Genomic DNA, 16,123 nt, shown 5'->3' with positions numbered 1-16,123 from the left:
GCGCGTTGACCCCGGAACTGCCGGGGGACGCGCCCGCCTGCCTCCCGGCGGGGCCGCTTTGGTCAGAGATGGCCGACGTCGAGTGGACGCGCCCGCTGTGTATGGGTCTTCAGCCGGGCACGAACTCGCGGACCTCTTGCGCGCAGCGGCAGGCGACGGCGATCTTGGCAGCCCACTTCAATGCCTCGTCGCGGAAGGGCGCGTCGACGACGGAGAATCCGCCCAGGTGCGCCTTGCTCTCCGGGTACGGGCCGTGGGTGACCGTCCCGTCGGTGGCCACAATGCTCCCCTCCCGGTGGTCCTTTAGCCCGCCGCCGAATACCCACACGCCGGCGTCCGTGGCCTCCTGGACCACACCACTGCGTGTGCCGCTTTCGCCACGTCGGGCAGATCCTCCGCGGGAAAGGTCATTGCGCCGTCATCGAATGAAATCAGGTACCGCGTCATCTCATGGCTCCTTGTCCCGGCGGCCTCCAGTCGCCGCCACAGTAGGGAGTGTACTTATGTTCGCCGGCGGTCGACAGGCTCCTGACCTGGATCAAACGCATTCAGACGCTCCTTGGCCCTCGCAGCCCGCAGGAGGGTATGGTTCCATGACTATAAATCGGACGGTTCAATCCGGATATCAGCTCGTCCTGGGTTGAACGTCGAACGTAGCCCCTGGAAGTACACAGAGGAGAGCACGATGAGCAACGACCACGCGGAACCTGAAACCAATGGCGTTACCGCGGAGCTACTTTCCACGGTTGACCTTGGCCCTGAGATCGAGGGCATGGCAGGGCGCCAGCTTCGAATGCGCATGGTTACCATCGAGCCGGGAGGCGTCTACGGCCCGATCCACGACCATAAGGACCGGCCAGGCATCGTCTACATCCTGCAAGGGACGATCACTGACCACCGGAACGGGGTCGCGAAGGACTATGGGCCGGGGGTGGGCTGGCCCGAGGACAGGGACACCACCCACTGGCTTGAGAACAGAGGAACGGTTCCGGCGTTGGAGATCTCGGTCGACATAGTCAGGCAAGAGTAGAAAGAGCGCGGTCGGCGTCGCCAGATCCGTCAGCCCAGGGCCGGCGTTGTGGCCAGGGACCTTTTCACTGTGGCGAGGAGGAGGACTCCGGCGACCGCTATTGCGCCAGCCAGGATGAAGGCGACGATTGCCAGTAGCGGGGCGGTGTCGGCCTCTCCGAGGATGGTGATGCCGATGGTTACGGCAACGAGGGGATCGATGACTGTCAGCCCGGCGACGACGAGTTCGGGTGTGCCCCGGGTGTGCGCGTTCTGGACCAGGAACGTTCCGGACAGTGCGGCAATGACCAGCCCCGCCAGGCAGGTTAAGGACAGCCATTCGAAGTCGCCCTGGAACAACCGGGCGATGACGGTCTTGGCCAGGGCCGCGACGAAGCCGAACAGGATCCCGGCGCCGCTGGTAAAGACGATGGCGCCCCATCGGTGCCGCCAGAGACCGAAACCCGTGCCGAGTGCGGCGAGGACGACGCCCAGGAGGGCCAGAATCGTGATGAGGTGCCGGTCGCTGACCTCAACGTCCTGAGCGGACACAGCTGCGATGGCAACGAACGCACCCACTCCGCCGACACATAAGGCCACGGCCGCCAGCGCCCGGCGACCCGGGGACCTGCGGGTCGTCCGGGCGGTGGCCAGGGTGGTTACCACCAGGGCGACCGCGCCGATGGGCTGCACGACGATCAGGGGGGAGAAACGCAGGCTCGTCAGCTGCAGGAGTATCGCCACAGCGAGCAGGGCTGTCCCGCCCAGCCATACTGGTTTACGCAGGAGGGCCTGGAGGCGTCCTCCGCCCATGCTTCCAGCGGCTCGCCCGGGTGCCGCACCCTGGTCTTCGATGCTTTTGTGCTGAAGCAGGGTTCCGAGCGCGAGCAGGACCGCGCCGGCAGCGGCAATCGGGATGCCAAGCCAGTGATAGGACGCCAGCGCCGGCACGGCCGCAGATTCGATCATGATCCGACCTTACCGAACCTGGCCGGGAGCACCTGACCGTAGTGTGCTGTGCTGTGCCGTCCTGTGCAGTCAGCTCTGCTGCCGGTGCTGCTCCAGGAGGTCCCGGGCGGTGGTCCACTTCCGGCTGCCGTACCGGTCGTTGTTGATGTGGTGCAGGTTCGCGTCCCCGCTGAACATGCTGGCGAAATACTGCATGCCCTGCCAGGGCGGGAAGGCCCCGGCGATCTGAGGACGCGGGGCGCCCGCTCGTCGAGGGCTGCGGCGGCGGTGTAGGTGGCCGTGTCGTCCTTGGTGGTGAAGTCGAGCACCTGGTCGGGGTCGGACCAGAAGGGCACGCAGTGCCGGGAGCACAGGATCATGGGCGCCTGCCCGGAAAGCATGTCAGTGAAGGCGCCGTTGAGGATCGACGTGGCCCGGATTTCGGTGGCGTCCAGACTCTGTGCGAAGTCTCTGCGGAGCTGCAAGTTCCGGTTGTTTCGGGGCCGGATACCACGCAGTCCACCCCCGTGCAGGCTCGTCGGAGGCCGGTCGGGTCGTCGTAACCCGTCTGGATCACTTCGGCGCCCTCGGCGCGTAGCTGTGTAATCCGCTCCGTGCTGGTCGCCGGCCGTGTCAGGACCCGGACCGTGGCCCCCGAAGCGACCAGATTCCGCAGGATCCGCCCGCCGAGATCGCCGGTGGCAGCCGGCTGATCAGCTGCGGTCGGTCGAGACCCGTTGTGGTGGCGGCGCAACTGGGCCACCATGATCGTATGGATGCTGAAACAACTAAGGCGGCGGACCTGAGCCTTCCCCAGGCTTTCCTGCTCTTGGCAACAAACGACAAAGACGGCACACCTGAAGTGCCGGTGTTCGCGCTCAGGACCACTTTGGCAGGGGCAATACTGGCCGAGTTGGAGCTGCTTGGTGCGATCGGGCTGCAGGGGAAGCACGTCAGGGCTACCGGCGCCGCCCCGCCAACGGACTTCCAGCGCGAGCTGGAACTTATCCGTGGCAAATCGCGGCCCCACACTCCCAAGCGGTGGGTCTCCATGCTGGAGGGCCGCGCCGAAGTGCAGCGTGTCTACGAGGGGATGGCGGCACGGGGCATCGTGGAACCTGTTGGCGAAAAACACCTTGGTCTGTTCAAGTCCACGCGGTACCCGGAGAAGGATCACGGCCCAAAAGCTGCGCTACTGGAAAAGCTCCAGGCGGCACTCAGCGGTGCGGCACCGGATCCCGCGAAGAGCGATGCCCAGGCGCCCGTTGCCGAGGTGCCCGATGCCCAGACGCCTGACACCAATGCGCCTGACACCATTGCGCCTGGCACCATTGCGCCTGTTGCCAAGGCTCCGGTATCCACGGCGCCCGATGACAGGACCACGGCGCTGATCGCCCTGCTCCATGCCGCCGGGCTGCTCGGCAAGCTGTTCACGGCAGCAGATCGAACCCGGGCCGGAGAGTTGTCGAAGGACTATTGGCCCACCCGCGCGGTGGAGGACGAACTTCGAATGATCAGACTGGCGCAGGAAGAAGCAGCAACCCTTTGATGCCACCTGAAAACCCGCCCTGTCTCGGGAAAGGACGGGGCCCGGATTAGATAGCGGATTCATCCGGGCCTAGCCGGTTTCGGCGGCGGATGGAGATCAGGTCGGCGATGACTGCTCCGATCAGTGCCAGGGTGAACGGTGAGGTAGCGCCGTTGATGAGACTGAACAGGGCGATCGGCTGCGGCTCCCCATCCATCGGGACAGGCCGAAGAGTGTTGGCACCTGCGAAGACAGCCGCGATCAGGACAGTGAGAGTCACAACCCGCGCCGCCCCAGTGCGCGCCGCCACCCGGTATCCCAGAACCACGGCCACGGCAAGGAGCACGAATGCGGCCCGCACTAGGTACGGCACCCATTCACCCCCAGCGAGGATCGGACGCGCGCTGAAATCCAGAAGCGGAGCGCCCACCTCTGATAGCTGCAGCTGGATGGTCAAATATCCGGTCAGGAAGATAACGCACAGGGGCCCGGCCAGGGCGGCGACGATGGAAAGGATCGGACCGGTACGAGAGGCCGGCAACGCCCCGGTCCGGCTTGGGCTGGTTGTCTTCTCCATCACGCATATCCCCCTACGTTGGCTGCCTCGACACTAAGCGTCCGTCCGGCGTTTCGGTAGGGGGTAGGGTCGGCGCCGGCCTTCAGGATCCGACGGGCTCGGTGGCCAGGTTTCGCTTGAGGATTTTTCCGCTGGGCCCGAGGGGGAGCTCCGAGAGCAGCCTGATGACGCGCGGATACTTGTACGCGGCGAGCTGGGCGCTGGCGAATTCCATCAGCTCGGCCGCGGTGGCGGTGGCTCCCGCGTCGAGCACGATGGCGGCCGCAACTTCCTGGCCGTGGACGTCGTGCGGGATTCCGTAGACGGCGGCGCTGACCACCTCCGGGTGGGTCAGGAGGATTTCCTCGACCTCGCGGGGGTAGACGTTGTAGCCGTTTCGGATGATCATGTCCTTTTTGCGGTCAACGATTCTCAGGTAGCCGTCGCCGTCCTTCGTGCCGAGGTCCCCGGTGCGGAACCAGCCGTCGACGATCGCCTCGGCCGTGGCCTCCGGCCGGTTGAGGTAGCCCTTCATCAGTAGGTGTCCGCGGATGACAAGCTCGCCCAGCTCGCCCGGGGGCAGCAGCTCGATGCTCTCGACCGTTTCGGCGCGGGCAATTTCGATGTCAACGCCCCAAATGGCGACCCCGATGGTGCCGGGCCGCGGCGGGGTGCCGACGTGGTTGAACGCGGCAACCGGGGAGGTTTCGGTCAGGCCGTAGCCCTCGTGGATTTCCACCCCGAAGACATCGCGGAACTTGTCCATCACGGCCAGCGGGAGGGACGCGCCGCCGGAGATGCCGTAGCGGAGGGCCGCCGGGCGGACCTCAGTGGCCTTGGCCGCCTCGATGAGCGCCACATACATGGTCGGCACCCCGAGGAAGATGTTGACGTTGTGCCGGGCCATCAACTGCAGGGCGCCCTCGCCGCTGAAGCGGGGCATCATGACGATCGTGGCGCCCGCCCGCAGCCCCGCGTTGAGAACAACTGTCTGGCCGAAGGTGTGGAAGAGCGGCAGCCCGCCGAAGAGGACGTCGCCCGGCTGGAAGTCCATGACGGACGTCAGAATGACGGAAGTCTGTTCCACCAGGGCGAAGTGGGTGCCGAGGGCGCCCTTGGGTTTGCCGGTGGTGCCGGAGGTGTACAGGATGGTGGCGGTGTCCGAGGGCCGGCACGGGACGTACGTGCGGATTGGCTCGGCCGCGGCGGCCTCGGCTTCGAGCCGCGGCAGCCCGCCGTCGTCGGGCGCCATCACAGTCAGGAGATCGGTCCCGGTTGCGGCGGCACCGGCAGCGCCTTCCTTCAGGAGCGGAGCGGCGCAGATCAGCATCGTGGCCCCGCTGTCCTGGAGCACGTACTCGATTTCGCGCGCCTTGAGCAGGGCGTGCACCGGAACCACAACGGCTCCCAGCGACAGGACCGCGAAATAGACGCGGGCGAAGTCCGCAACATTGGGGATCAGCACGGCAACGGCATCGCCGGCGCCGATGCCGCGCGCCCGCAGCGCCCCGGCGTAGGCGCGGGTCTCACGCCAGAGGTCGCCGTAGCTGGTTTCCTCCTCACCGACGATCAGCGCGGTGCGGTCCGGGGTCCTTCGAGCCGACTCGGCCAGGATGGCTGCGACGGAGATGGTGCCGAAGCCCTCTTCGGGATTGTTGGTATTCATGGCCCGCTTCTTCGTAGGGATGGTCATGCCTTCAGGATCAGGGCGTCGCCCTGGCCGCCGCCGCCGCAGAGGGCGACGACGCCGGTGCCTCCGCCCCGGCGCTTCAGCGCCAGGGCCTGGTGCAGGACCAGGCGCGCGCCCGAAGCCCCTACCGGATGCCCGAGGGCGATGGCGCCACCCTCGGCGTTGATGTCCTCCGGCTCGATGCCCAGGTCCTTGGCGGACTGGATGAGCACGGACGCGAAGGCTTCGTTGATCTCGACGAGATCAAGGTCCTGCGCGGTGAGGCCCTCCCGCTTGAGGGCGAGTTCAATGGCGCGGGCGGGTTGGGAATGCAGTGAGCCGTCGGGTCCCGCAGTCTGGCCGTGGGCGCCGATTTCGGCGATCCATTCGAGCCCAGCCGCTTCGGCTGCCGCTTTGCTGGCGATCACCAGGGCGGCGGCACCATCGGAGAGCGGGGAGGAGGATCCTGCGGTAATGGTCGCCGTGGCGTCCTTTGAGAACGCGGGACGGAGCTGTGCCAGGGATTCGGCGGTGGTCCCCGGGCGGATACCCTCGTCGTGCTCGAGCGTCAGTGCGGGCCCCTTGCGCTGGGGAACGTCGATCGGGGCGATTTCCTCGGCGTACACGCCGGCGGCGCGTGCCGCTTCGGCCCGCTGGTGGGACCGGGCTGCGACGGCGTCCTGCTCGGCCCGGGTGATGCCGCGTTCGGCGTTCCCGGCATCCGTGGCCTCGCCCATCAGCTGGCCGCTGACCGGATCCTGCAGCCCGTCCCGGTTCAGCGAGTCCAGCATCGGCGCATCCCCGATAACGACGCCAGCCCGGAGGCCGGGAACCAGGTGAGGTGCGTTGGTCATGGACTCCTGGCCGGCCGCAACGATGAAGTCGGCTTCCCCCGCACGGATCATCCGGGCTGCGTCAATCACGGCGGTCAGGCCGGAGAGGCAGAGCTTGTTGATGGTCACGGTGGGCACGTCCCAGCCGATTCCGGCGGCCAGGCTGGCCTGCCGCGCGGGGCCTTGTCCTGCCCCCGCCTGGATGACCTGGCCGACGATGACGGCGTCGATCTGTTCGGGGGCGACGCCGGCGCGGGCCAGCGCGGCGCGGATGGCGTGGGCGCCCAGTTCGGTGGAGGAGAAGGGCATGAGGCCGCCGCGGAAGCGTCCGAAGGGTGTCCGGGCGCCGCCGAGGATGACGGGGATGTTAGCGTTCTGGTTCAAGAGAGTCCTTTCGGGGTTGGCAGGCTCAGTGTGGCTCACGCGAAGGCGGAGATTCCGGTGATCCCGCGGCCGATGATGAGTGCCTGCATTGTCTCGGTGCCTTCATAGGTGTGGATGGCCTCGATATCGGCGAGGTGCCGGGCGACGCGGTTTGCCAGCAGGATGCCGTTGCCGCCGAGGAGGTCCCGGGCGTTGGAGGCAATGCCGCGGGCAACGCGGGTGCAGGTGTATTTCGCGAGTGACGCCTGTTCGGGGGTGAGTGCGCCTTCTTCGTCGAGGCGGGTCATCTGAACCACCATCAGCTGCATGGTGGCCAGTTCGCTGAGCATCCGGGCCAGTCGTTCCTGCACGATCTGGGAGGCGGCCAGCGGCCGGCCGAACTGCATACGCTGCTTGGCGTACTGGACCGCGGTTTCGTAGCAGGCGGTGGCATGCCCGACGGCGGACCAGGCGACCCCCAGCCGGGTGGCCAGCAGCACCCGAGCGGTGTCCTTGAAGGACCGCGCCCCGGGCAGCACATTTTCCTGCGGGACGAACACGTTCTCCAGCCGGATGTGGGCCTGCCAGATGGCACGCAGGGCGAGCTTGCCTTCAATTCTCGTCGCGGAGTAGCCGGGGGAGTCCTGCGGCACCAGGTAGCCGTGGACCTGGCCGTCCTCGCCCCTGGCCCAGACCACGCAAACCCCGCCGACGGAGCCGTTGCCGATCCACTTCTTCTCGCCGTTGAGCAGGAAGCCCCCGGCCGTGCTGGTGGCCGTGGATTCCAGGGCCACCGCGTCCGAGCCGTGGGTGGGCTCCGTCAGCGCGAAGGCGGCGAATTCCTTGCCGGCGGCAACGGCGGGGAGCCAGCGCTGCTGCTGTTCGGCAGATCCGCACTCGGCTACGGAGCGCAGGGCGAGGCCGCCCTGGACCGCGATCATGGTGGCCACAGAGCCGTCGCCGCGGCTGATCTCCATGTTCACCAGGCCGGCTGCCATCCTGCTCATCGTGGGGAAGCCGTCCACCTGGACCCCGTCCCGGAGCAGATCCAGCTCACCAAGGCGCCCGACCAGGTGCACCGGGTAATCGGCGCGCTCCCAGTAGCTGTCGATGACGGGAAGAACCTCGTCCTGGACGAAGCGGCGGGCGCGGCCCCAGTACTCGCGGTCGCCGTCGCTGATACCGGCAAACACGTTCGCAGGGTCCGTGCCCAGGGCCTCGGTCAGGACATAGTCGGGTTCGACGGTGCCGACTGGAAATTCAGCTCCGGCCCCGGTTGCGGTGAACCCGGCGGTCGACATCGTCGTCATCTGTTTGTCCTCTGTCTCGGCGTGGGGACCTGGCGGCCCGCGTGCTGTGGCTCACACCACACCAACTAAGCATGCATTGGAACGCGGTTCCACGTCAAGAAACTCAGTTCCACAAGCGCCGTCAGGGCAGCGCGTCGCGGACGGCCTGCACTATTGCATCCTTGTCGGCGCCCGCGGCCAGAACGGTCACGACGACGGCCGGGGCCGCCTGCGCGGGGGTGCCGGGCCCGAACAGCGCCGGCCGGAAGATCTCCGAGAGCGCCCGAAGTTCGTTCGCGAGCGCGCCTGACGTGTCCCGGTCAGCAGTCCCTGATTCCTGTGGTGCGGGTGCGGAGCGGAGCCAGCGGCGGAGGAAGGCGTTGTGCACGGCGACCGCGGCTGCGGCGAAGGAGACGGCCATGTATTGCCGATGCTCGACATCAGGGAGGCTAGCCAGCAGGTGCAGCAGGAACGCCCTCTCGTACCGGTGCGAAGTCACCAGTTCCCGGTCCCGGAGCGCCGGCACGGCCTGCATGAGCTCGTAGCGCGCGCGGGACGTTTCGGGGTTGCGCAGGTGGTGATTGAATACCAGCAGCGCCGCCTCCCCGATCGCCGCGAGTGGTTCCTGCATCGTTTCCGCCAGCCGCTCGGTCACCTGGCGCAGGATCCGCTCGTGGTCAGCGAAAACCACATCCTCCTTTGACCCGAACTTCCGGAAGAAGGTGCTGCGGCTCATGCCCGCGGCGTCCGCGAGATCGTCAACAGACGTTGCGTCGTAGCCCTGCCTGGCCAACAGCCCGATGGCGGCGGCGGCAGGCCTGTCGGCATCGTGGCTTGTCGGGTGCGAGATCATGGGCCGAAATGTAGCACAACCGCTGGTGCTGCCTGGGCGCCCAGCGGTTCCCGGGTGCTAGTCCAGGAGCCCGCCGCTGGCCCAGCGACGCACCGCGAGCTTTTCGGCGGCGTCGAAGGCCCCTGATCCTGCAGAACGCGACCACCTACTGACGCCACAGGTTGCAGACGGCAGCGGACAGCATGGCCGGCGACGCTACGCGGGCTCCTCCAGATGCGCGTCCCTGATGTCAGAAGGCGTGGCGCCCTGGATGACCCAGCGGTTGCCATCCGGGTCGGCGAAGAAGGCAAACTGCACGCCACCCATCTCCTGGACCTCACTGATATCGGCGCCCCGGCCCAGAAGTTCGGCCCGTGCCGCGCCCATGTCAGGCACGACGAGCTGCAGCCCCTCGAGGCTGCCGGGTGTCATGCCCGTCATGCCGGTACCAATGACGATCGAAGCAGCCGAACCTGGCGGTGTCAGCTGCACCACCCGCATCCCGGGAATGTGCTCAACATCGTGGTCCAGGACAAACCCCAGCTTCTCCGTATAGAAGGACTTTGACCGGTCGACGTCCGCTACCGGTACCTGCACAACTTCAAGGCGCATCTCCATGCGCCTCACAGTACCGCCAAGCTGCCGGGCGTGCCGAGGGGACGGCCCCGGCACTTCTTAAGCCTTTCTTAAGGGCGGCACGGGAAAGTTGAAGGAGGCGCCGGACAGCGCCCTTGCCCCGACCCGGAGGACTCCATGCCTGGACCAGCCCCTCTTGACCGCGATACAGCGCCCCATGACCCTGCCGGCACCCGCCCGGTAGCCAGACTGCAGTTCCGGGCCATCCCGCAGGCCCGGCACTGGCTGCTGCGGGCCGCGCTGCTGTGCGTGGCAGTCCTCGCGCTCGGCCTGACGGCACAGCTTGTGCCCGGTGGCAGCGCCGCCGAACTCGGCGTGGACCAGGACCTCAGCCAGCACCATGCCGCGCTCCTGACCGGCGTGGCGATGGTCCTGAACGTGGTGTTCGGCCCGGCGGCCGGCGTCGTCCTCGTGGCCGCCGTTGCGCTGTATCTCTGGGTGGTCCGTCGCTCCCTGGTGAAGGCCGTCGCGTTCGGCGTCGTCGCCTGCTCCGGATGGGTGGCCAGTGAGTTCTTCAAGCTCATCATCGCCCGCCAGCGGCCCAACCCGGCCCTGCTGTTCGATCCGCTCTCGCCCGAAACGGGCTCCAACAGCTTCCCAAGCGGGCACGTTTCCTTCGCGGTCGCGCTGGGATTCGCGTTGTACTTCCTGGCCCGCGGAACCCGCTGGGCCAGGATCGCCGCCGCCGCCGCCGTGCTGGTGGCCCTGGTGGTGGCCTGGTCGCGGCTGTATATCGGCGTCCATTACCCCACCGATGTGGCAGCCTCCTTCCTCGCCGCGAGTGCGGCAGTATTGCTGGTTGCCGGGCTGTGGAACCGTTTTGCACCGCGCATCCTGGAGCGACTGCCGGCCGCAGTCCCGCTCCGGTCAACCCGATCCTAAGGACGTGACCATGCACGGCATGTACGCGTCGGGGCTTGCCCCGGCACTGTCCGCCGCGGCCGGAATCCCGCCGCTCATTGACCCTGCGAGCCTGCTCGAGGGTCTCGGCCCGGCGGCGCTCGGCGTCATCTCACTCATGGTGTTCATCGAATCCGGTGTCCTGTTCCCCTTCCTGCCCGGGGATTCGCTGCTCTTCACCGCAGGACTGCTGCATCAGCAGCTGCAGCTGACGCTGCCGGTGCTCATCGGCGTCGTCACCGCCGCGGCGGTGGCCGGCGACCAGGTCGGCTACATGATCGGGCGCAAGTACGGCCGCCGGTGGTTCAAGGACGACGCGCGGGTCCTCAAGACAGCGCACCTGACCACCACCGAGGATTTCTTCCGCCGCCACGGCGGCGCCGCAGTTGTGCTGGCCCGCTTCGTGCCCATGGTCCGGACCTTCGCACCACTGAGCGCCGGCATCGCCCGCTACGGGTACAAGTCCTTTACGCTCTGGAACTTCGCCGGGGCGCTGGCCTGGGGCACGTCCGTGACGCTGCTGGGTTCGTGGCTCGGCCACTACGAGATCATCGCCAAGAACATCGACGTCATCGCCGTCGTTATGGTGCTCGTCTCCGTGCTGCCCTGGGGCATCCAGCTGCTCAAACGCCGCCGCCAGAAACGCAGTTCCGGTGCCGAACCCGCAGCTGACTTTGGCGACGACACCATCAGCGAACTGCCCGCGGAAGGCGTAACGCAGGAGAATAGCTGACATGACAACCGAGTACAGGCGGCCCTCCCTGTTGCTGGTGGAGGACGACGCCGTCCTGGGACCGCTAATCGCCGAACTGCTGGAACCGGGCTACCGGATCACGCTGGCCATCAACGGCCAGGACGGCCTACACCTGGCGCTGACCCAGACCTGGGACGCCATGGTGATCGACCGCGGCCTGCCCGTTATGGACGGCATCGCCCTGATCGGCGCGCTGAGGTCCAAGGGGGTTTCGACGCCGATCCTGATCCTCACGGCACTCGGGGCCACGGACGAAAAAGTCAGGGGCCTGGACGCGGGTGCCAATGACTACATGACCAAACCGTTCGACGCCGGCGAGCTCGCCGCGCGCCTGCGTGCCCTGACCCGCACATTCACGCCGGCCGCCGTGCCCGTGAGCATCGGCGACTGGGAACTCGATCCGGCGTCGCGATCAGTGCGCTCGGTCTACGGGCCGCTGGTATCGCTCACGGCCAAGGAGGCCGAGCTGCTGGGCGCCCTGGCTGCCGAACCCGGCCGGGTCTTCACCCGGGAAGAGTTGCTCAGCGAACACTTCCAGGCCGCCGATCAGCCCGGCGTGATCGACACATACGTCCACCACCTCCGACGGAAGATATCCAAGTCCGTGGTCCGCACGGTCCACGGCGTCGGCTACCAGATCGGCGATGCCCCATGAACAGGACGTCATCCGTGACAGGGGAACCGGACCGGGACACCCTCCGGCGGGCCTCGCTCAAGGTCGCTTTGCGGATCAGCGCCGCCTGCGCGGTGCTGGTCCTTTGCCTGCTCGCCGCCGCGACCGTTTACCTGATGAACAAGCTGGCGCACCCTGATCTGCCCGGCTCCGCGGCGGCCGGGAAGGCCTACACCTATCTCGATTCCAAGGACCTGATCGAGGCGATGATTATCGCCGGGGTGGCGGGAATCGTGCTGGCGGGCCTCGTCGGGTGGTTCAGCGCTCGCAGCGCCATCCGGCCGCTCGGGGAAGCGCTGGCCCTGCAGCGGCGGTTCGTCCAGGATGCCAGCCACGAACTGCGCACGCCCCTGGCCATCCTGGACGCGCGCATCCAGCTCGCCCAGCGCGACGCCGTGCCTGACTCCAAAGCGGCCCAGGCCCTGGGCAGGATCCGGGAGGATGCGGCCACCCTGACCGGGATCGTCAACGAACTCCTGCTGGCGGCAACCGGGGCCACCCCGGATCCCTCCGCGGAACCGGTGGAGCTGGCGGACGCCGCCGGGTCCGTCGCCGAGAGCCTGCAGGAACTTGCGGCGAGGCGGGACATCAGGCTCTCCTTTTCCGACGACGGCGGCCGGCCGCTGGCGCGCATCGACCGGAACTCCCTGCGGCGGGCCGTGCTGGCGCTGGCGGACAATGCCCTGGACCACACGCGGCCCGGTGGGAGCATCACCCTCAGCACCGGGGTCGAGGGCAACCGCGCGGTGGTCCGCGTGGCGGACACGGGGTCCGGAATCACGGGCGTGGACCAGGCCCGGATCTTTGACCGCTTCGTCCGGACCCCCAGCCCGGATGGAACCGGGGGCCAGCGAAGCTTCGGCATTGGCCTGGCGCTGGTCCGTGAAATCGCCACGGCAGCCGGCGGCGCGGTCGAGGTGGACCGGACGGGGCCGGAGGGTACGACCATGAAGCTGACGCTTCCGCTGGCCCGGCGCTGAGGGCGGGGCCGCCAGACCGGCACACGTGGCCTCGCGGGCACAATCGGCGTAGCCTGCGCTTAGGCGCACACATTCCTGACCTGCACCTCGGCACGAAGCGGGCGATTGGCATGGAGAAGTTCGGAGCACAGGACAGCCCAACCCAGCATCCGGCCGGACCGGCCCGGCCGGGGCGCCTGCCATCATCACGTGCGCCGTTGCGCCTCGCCGCCAACCTGGCATTTGCCGGCTTTGCGGTGTCCCTGGTCGCCGGGTTGTTCCATGCCGATTCGGCCAGCGCGAATGATCACCCGGCAACGTTCGCGGAGTACGCCCGCAGCGGCATCTGGACGGCGGTGCACCTGGGCCAGTTCGCCGGGATGGCGCTTTTGATCTCCGGGCTGCTGGTCCTGCTGGCGGTCTTTCATGCGCCGGACGGGGCGATGGCGTGGACGGCCCGGTTCGGCGCGGTGGCGGCGGTCGCCGCGCTGGCGCTGTATGCCGCGCTCCAGGCCGTCGACGGGGTGGCCCTCAAACATGCCGTGGACGCCTGGGCTGCCGCCGCGGAACCTGAGAAGGCCGCCCGCTTCGCGGCTGCGGAGGGCATCCGGTGGCTGGAGTGGGGCATGCGCAGTTACCAGAGCTTTGTGCTGGGCGCGGCCCTGCTCCTGACCGGCGCCGTGGTTGTCAGCGAGGGCCGGGTGTCCCGGATGATCGGCTACCTCATGGCGCTCTCCGGCCTCGCGTACCTTGCCCAGGGCTGGATCATCGGGGCCCAAGGCTTCTCCCCGGCCAACACCATTCCCACGCTCTCGGGCATCGTCCTGATCCTGGTGTGGTCCGTGTGGCTGCTGGTCAGCGCCTGGTTCGGCAGCGATGCGCCGGCCAGCGACGGGAGGCATGCGTAAGGGGGCCACGCGCGGGCGAAGTCGTGCGGGCTTCAGGCCGGTGGTCTTCGGCTTCCGCCGTCAGGGCAGCTGGTACCGGATACCCCAGTTGAGGTGCCACGTTTCGCCGGGGGCCAGCCAGCGCAATCCCTGGCCGCTGTTGAAGGCATCGGCCGGGGCCGTCATCGGTTCCACTGCCACCGCTGTGACTGGGCCGCCTTCGCTTGGAAATACGTGGGTGGTGAAGGCCTGGATATAGCCAAAGGACGCGTCCATGAACAGTTGCACCTGGCTGCCGTCCGGGGCCTTCAGATAGTGCAGCGAGCTGCCGTCCGGTTCCCGGCGAACGTTGCCCCACGCATCATCGAGGGCCACGGCGCCAACACGTTGCCCGGTCCGGAAATCGTGCCGGGTCCCGTGAACATCCGTGGTGACACCACTCGGGTTCAGCCGGTCGTCGACCTCGATGTGGGTGTCGGCATTGATGACAAGCGTCAGGTCTTCCGTCGGAACGGCACCCAATCTGAGAAAGGGGTGCGCCCCCACCGCGACCGGGGCGTCCCGGCTGCCCGTGTTTGTCACGCTGTGGGTGACAAGCAGCCCATCCTCCATCAGTCCGTAGCGGACTGCCGTCGCGAGTTCAAAGGGGTAGCCCGGCGCGGCCGTGACATCGGCAGCCAGCGTGATGCTGTCCGGCGACCTGTTCGCGACTGTGTACGAGGCGCCGGACAGCAGCCCGTGCAGGGCATTGCCGTTGCCGGGTTCGGTGATCTCCAGCTGCTGCGAGGCGCCGTCGTGGGTCCACTTGCCGCCGGCCACCCGGTTGGGCCACGGCACCAGGACCCAGCCCGCGCACGACGGCGGTCCGGACTCGGCGGGGTAGTCCTGCAGGAGGGCGACTCCGTCGATTTCGAGGGCGCGCAGGCTGGCGGCGATCTCTGTCACGACGGCTCTTTGGCTGCGGCCACCCAGTATGGCTTGCAGTTCGTAGTGCTCGCCCATCGGTGAGCAGGGCTGGTTCTGCGCGGTTCCGTTCTGCATGGTCAGCCTGTCTGTGACGTGGGGGCGGCCACGGTGCCAGTGGTTGTTCCGAGACCAGCGGGATCAGCCAGAAACGGGGTGAAGGCCAGCTCCGCGGCTCCGATCATCATCAGGTCGGAACCGAGCGCCGCGCGATAGATCTTGACCTGCCCGGCGGGGCCGTCCATTGCCTGGGCCTGCAGCATTCCGTCCAGTGACGCCGGGGCGAGCGCATGCAGTGTTCCCAGGAAACCGTCGAGGACGATTGCCTCTGGGTTGAAGATGTTCACGGCATTGCGCAAGGTGATGCCCAGATACGTGAGCTGTCGGGCTACTTCGTCGTTCACCGCGGAGCTGTTGCGGTTTCCGAGCGCCCGTTCGAGGTCGGCGGTGTCGCCGCTGCTCAAGCCGGCCAGGCCGAGGAGGCGGGACTGGGAGACTTCGGTTTCCAGGCAGCCCGTGGCCCCGCAGTGGCAGGTGGCGCCTTCGGAGCGGACGAAGGTGTGGCCGAGTTCGCCGGCGTAGCCGGAGGCTCCCCGGAGCAGTTGTCCGTCTGCGATGACTCCGCCGCCGATGCCGCTGGGGCCGCCGTTGAGGTAGATCAGGTTCTTCTGCCCGGCGCCGGCGCCGGCGCCGAAGATCAGCTCAGCCTCGGCGCCCAGGGAGGCGTCATTGGCGGCCTGGCACGGGTAGCCGGTGGCCTCGCTCAGCATCCGGGCGGCCGGTTCATTGCGCCAGCCCAGGTGTGGTGCGTGCCGCACGACGCCGTCGTCGCGGTTAACCAGGCCGGGCACGGCCATGCCGATGCCGGTGATCCGGTAGGAGGCATCCAGCTCGGACCGCATCCCGGCGATAACGGCCGCTGCGATATTCACGGCTTCCCGGGCGCCCGGAATCCGTTCGGTTTCAAAGCGGATCTTCTTGTGAACTTTTCCGCCGAGGCTGACCAGGCCGATGGTGACGGCGTCGATTTCCGGATTGACGGCCAACGCCGCAATCGACGGACTGGGATGGACCTCGGGGCTGGGCCTGCCCACCTGCCCCTCGCCGGCGGGCGCCGTCTCATAGACCACGCCCAAGGAGATGAGCTGTCCGATCAGCGTCCCGACGGTGGATCGGTTCAGCCCCGTGTGCCGGGTCAGTTGGGCACGGCTGAGGACGCGGTGATGGTGGACGAGGGAGGTCAGCAGCGACAGATTGTTCCGGCGTGAGGGATCCGGCTCGCTCGTCGCGGCGGAAGCAGGGGTACGTGGAGGCATCATCGTGAG

The 16,123-nt window shown here is 67.8% G+C and carries 19 protein-coding genes; 7 read left to right on the top strand and 12 right to left on the bottom strand.

Annotated elements, in window-relative coordinates; genetic code table 11:
• Positions 1–109: 109 nt before the first annotated feature.
• On the bottom strand, positions 110–355 hold the full coding sequence (locus tag QCD75_RS03795; RefSeq protein ID WP_367400629.1) for a YciI family protein: 246 nt from the start codon (positions 353–355) through the stop codon (positions 110–112).
• 330 nt (positions 356–685) lie between these two features.
• Between QCD75_RS03795 and QCD75_RS03790 the strand changes: the two genes are divergently transcribed.
• Entirely contained in the window at positions 686–1,030 is a 345-nt protein-coding gene (locus tag QCD75_RS03790; protein WP_301225866.1) for a cupin domain-containing protein, read from the top strand.
• Between the two features lie 29 nt (positions 1,031–1,059).
• On the opposite strand, the gene QCD75_RS03785 is transcribed toward QCD75_RS03790, so the two are convergent.
• From QCD75_RS03785 to QCD75_RS22165, 3 genes are all read right to left on the bottom strand, one after another.
• Positions 1,060–1,977, bottom strand: coding sequence for a multidrug DMT transporter permease (locus QCD75_RS03785; protein ID WP_301225864.1), 918 nt, complete (start codon positions 1,975–1,977; stop codon positions 1,060–1,062).
• A 69-nt stretch (positions 1,978–2,046) separates the two neighbouring features.
• Positions 2,047–2,172 carry a hypothetical protein gene (locus tag QCD75_RS22170; RefSeq protein ID WP_367400628.1) on the bottom strand — a complete coding sequence of 42 codons (126 nt, stop codon included), beginning with the start codon at positions 2,170–2,172 and terminating at the stop codon, positions 2,047–2,049.
• A 160-nt stretch (positions 2,173–2,332) separates the two neighbouring features.
• Positions 2,333–2,722 carry an SDR family oxidoreductase gene (locus QCD75_RS22165; RefSeq protein WP_367400627.1) on the bottom strand — a complete coding sequence of 130 codons (390 nt, stop codon included), beginning with the start codon at positions 2,720–2,722 and terminating at the stop codon, positions 2,333–2,335.
• Between the two features lie 6 nt (positions 2,723–2,728).
• Here QCD75_RS22165 and QCD75_RS03775 point away from each other — a divergent pair, with 6 nt between their 5' ends.
• Positions 2,729–3,505 (top strand): GOLPH3/VPS74 family protein, encoded by a 777-nt coding sequence (locus QCD75_RS03775; protein WP_301225967.1) that lies wholly within the window; start codon positions 2,729–2,731, stop codon positions 3,503–3,505.
• A 46-nt stretch (positions 3,506–3,551) separates the two neighbouring features.
• Here QCD75_RS03775 and QCD75_RS03770 read toward each other — a convergent pair whose 3' ends face one another.
• The 6 genes from QCD75_RS03770 to QCD75_RS03745 form a co-directional block, all read right to left on the bottom strand.
• Positions 3,552–4,061: a hypothetical protein gene (locus QCD75_RS03770; RefSeq protein WP_301225862.1), complete on the bottom strand. Its 510-nt coding sequence runs from the start codon at positions 4,059–4,061 to the stop codon at positions 3,552–3,554.
• An 82-nt stretch (positions 4,062–4,143) separates the two neighbouring features.
• On the bottom strand, positions 4,144–5,733 hold the full coding sequence (locus tag QCD75_RS03765) for a long-chain-fatty-acid--CoA ligase (protein WP_301225860.1): 1,590 nt from the start codon (positions 5,731–5,733) through the stop codon (positions 4,144–4,146).
• Positions 5,730–6,926: an acetyl-CoA C-acetyltransferase gene (locus QCD75_RS03760; RefSeq protein WP_301225858.1), complete on the bottom strand. Its 1,197-nt coding sequence runs from the start codon at positions 6,924–6,926 to the stop codon at positions 5,730–5,732. Before QCD75_RS03760 ends, QCD75_RS03765 begins: the two co-directional genes overlap by 4 nt.
• A gap of 35 nt (positions 6,927–6,961) precedes the next feature.
• Positions 6,962–8,206 (bottom strand): acyl-CoA dehydrogenase family protein, encoded by a 1,245-nt coding sequence (locus QCD75_RS03755; RefSeq protein ID WP_441005436.1) that lies wholly within the window; start codon positions 8,204–8,206, stop codon positions 6,962–6,964.
• 130 nt (positions 8,207–8,336) lie between these two features.
• The gene (locus QCD75_RS03750) at positions 8,337–9,047 is read right to left on the bottom strand and encodes a TetR/AcrR family transcriptional regulator (RefSeq protein ID WP_301225854.1); all 711 of its coding nucleotides are present in this window, start codon (positions 9,045–9,047) and stop codon (positions 8,337–8,339) included.
• A gap of 195 nt (positions 9,048–9,242) precedes the next feature.
• Entirely contained in the window at positions 9,243–9,644 is a 402-nt protein-coding gene (locus tag QCD75_RS03745; protein WP_301225852.1) for a VOC family protein, read from the bottom strand.
• Between the two features lie 135 nt (positions 9,645–9,779).
• On the opposite strand from QCD75_RS03745, the gene QCD75_RS03740 reads away from it, so the two are divergent.
• From QCD75_RS03740 to QCD75_RS03720, 5 genes are all read left to right on the top strand, one after another.
• Entirely contained in the window at positions 9,780–10,544 is a 765-nt protein-coding gene (locus QCD75_RS03740) for a phosphatase PAP2 family protein (protein ID WP_301225850.1), read from the top strand.
• 19 nt (positions 10,545–10,563) lie between these two features.
• Complete coding sequence (locus QCD75_RS03735) at positions 10,564–11,295, top strand: DedA family protein (protein ID WP_301225965.1); 732 nt, start codon at positions 10,564–10,566, stop codon at positions 11,293–11,295.
• 1 nt (position 11,296) lies between these two features.
• Complete coding sequence (locus tag QCD75_RS03730) at positions 11,297–11,971, top strand: response regulator transcription factor (RefSeq protein WP_301225848.1); 675 nt, start codon at positions 11,297–11,299, stop codon at positions 11,969–11,971.
• 14 nt (positions 11,972–11,985) lie between these two features.
• On the top strand, positions 11,986–12,969 hold the full coding sequence (locus QCD75_RS03725) for a sensor histidine kinase (protein WP_301225846.1): 984 nt from the start codon (positions 11,986–11,988) through the stop codon (positions 12,967–12,969).
• A 110-nt stretch (positions 12,970–13,079) separates the two neighbouring features.
• Positions 13,080–13,856 carry a DUF4386 family protein gene (locus tag QCD75_RS03720; RefSeq protein ID WP_301225844.1) on the top strand — a complete coding sequence of 259 codons (777 nt, stop codon included), beginning with the start codon at positions 13,080–13,082 and terminating at the stop codon, positions 13,854–13,856.
• A 60-nt stretch (positions 13,857–13,916) separates the two neighbouring features.
• On the opposite strand, the gene QCD75_RS03715 is transcribed toward QCD75_RS03720, so the two are convergent.
• Together QCD75_RS03715 and QCD75_RS03710 are read right to left on the bottom strand one after the other, a co-directional pair.
• Entirely contained in the window at positions 13,917–14,876 is a 960-nt protein-coding gene (locus QCD75_RS03715; protein ID WP_301225842.1) for an aldose 1-epimerase family protein, read from the bottom strand.
• A gap of 2 nt (positions 14,877–14,878) precedes the next feature.
• Positions 14,879–16,117: an ROK family protein gene (locus QCD75_RS03710; RefSeq protein ID WP_301225840.1), complete on the bottom strand. Its 1,239-nt coding sequence runs from the start codon at positions 16,115–16,117 to the stop codon at positions 14,879–14,881.
• Between the last annotated feature and the right edge of the window lie 6 nt (positions 16,118–16,123).

The sequence above is a fragment of the Arthrobacter sp. PsM3 genome (genome assembly GCF_030433895.1).
Lineage (GTDB): Bacteria > Actinomycetota > Actinomycetes > Actinomycetales > Micrococcaceae > Arthrobacter.
Note: the sequence above shows the minus strand (reverse complement) of the source record. Positions and strands in the feature narration are given on the sequence as shown.

What these genes read in the sequence shown, in the direction of transcription:
- QCD75_RS03755 (WP_441005436.1), bottom strand. Translation starts at nt 8,206, where the DNA reads ATGTCGACCGCCGGGTTCACCGCAACCGGGGCCGGAGCTGAATTTCCA.
- QCD75_RS22165 (WP_367400627.1), bottom strand. Translation starts at nt 2,722, where the DNA reads ATGGTGGCCCAGTTGCGCCGCCACCACAACGGGTCTCGACCGACCGCA.
- QCD75_RS03790 (WP_301225866.1), top strand. Translation starts at nt 686, where the DNA reads ATGAGCAACGACCACGCGGAACCTGAAACCAATGGCGTTACCGCGGAG.
- QCD75_RS03735 (WP_301225965.1), top strand. Translation starts at nt 10,564, where the DNA reads ATGTACGCGTCGGGGCTTGCCCCGGCACTGTCCGCCGCGGCCGGAATC.
- QCD75_RS03770 (WP_301225862.1), bottom strand. Translation starts at nt 4,061, where the DNA reads ATGGAGAAGACAACCAGCCCAAGCCGGACCGGGGCGTTGCCGGCCTCT.
- QCD75_RS03745 (WP_301225852.1), bottom strand. Translation starts at nt 9,644, where the DNA reads ATGGAGATGCGCCTTGAAGTTGTGCAGGTACCGGTAGCGGACGTCGAC.
- QCD75_RS03720 (WP_301225844.1), top strand. Translation starts at nt 13,080, where the DNA reads ATGGAGAAGTTCGGAGCACAGGACAGCCCAACCCAGCATCCGGCCGGA.
- QCD75_RS03750 (WP_301225854.1), bottom strand. Translation starts at nt 9,047, where the DNA reads ATGATCTCGCACCCGACAAGCCACGATGCCGACAGGCCTGCCGCCGCC.
- QCD75_RS22170 (WP_367400628.1), bottom strand. Translation starts at nt 2,172, where the DNA reads ATGCAGTATTTCGCCAGCATGTTCAGCGGGGACGCGAACCTGCACCAC.
- QCD75_RS03785 (WP_301225864.1), bottom strand. Translation starts at nt 1,977, where the DNA reads ATGATCGAATCTGCGGCCGTGCCGGCGCTGGCGTCCTATCACTGGCTT.
- QCD75_RS03740 (WP_301225850.1), top strand. Translation starts at nt 9,780, where the DNA reads ATGCCTGGACCAGCCCCTCTTGACCGCGATACAGCGCCCCATGACCCT.
- QCD75_RS03765 (WP_301225860.1), bottom strand. Translation starts at nt 5,733, where the DNA reads ATGACCATCCCTACGAAGAAGCGGGCCATGAATACCAACAATCCCGAA.
- QCD75_RS03775 (WP_301225967.1), top strand. Translation starts at nt 2,729, where the DNA reads ATGGATGCTGAAACAACTAAGGCGGCGGACCTGAGCCTTCCCCAGGCT.
- QCD75_RS03710 (WP_301225840.1), bottom strand. Translation starts at nt 16,117, where the DNA reads ATGATGCCTCCACGTACCCCTGCTTCCGCCGCGACGAGCGAGCCGGAT.
- QCD75_RS03730 (WP_301225848.1), top strand. Translation starts at nt 11,297, where the DNA reads ATGACAACCGAGTACAGGCGGCCCTCCCTGTTGCTGGTGGAGGACGAC.
- QCD75_RS03715 (WP_301225842.1), bottom strand. Translation starts at nt 14,876, where the DNA reads ATGCAGAACGGAACCGCGCAGAACCAGCCCTGCTCACCGATGGGCGAG.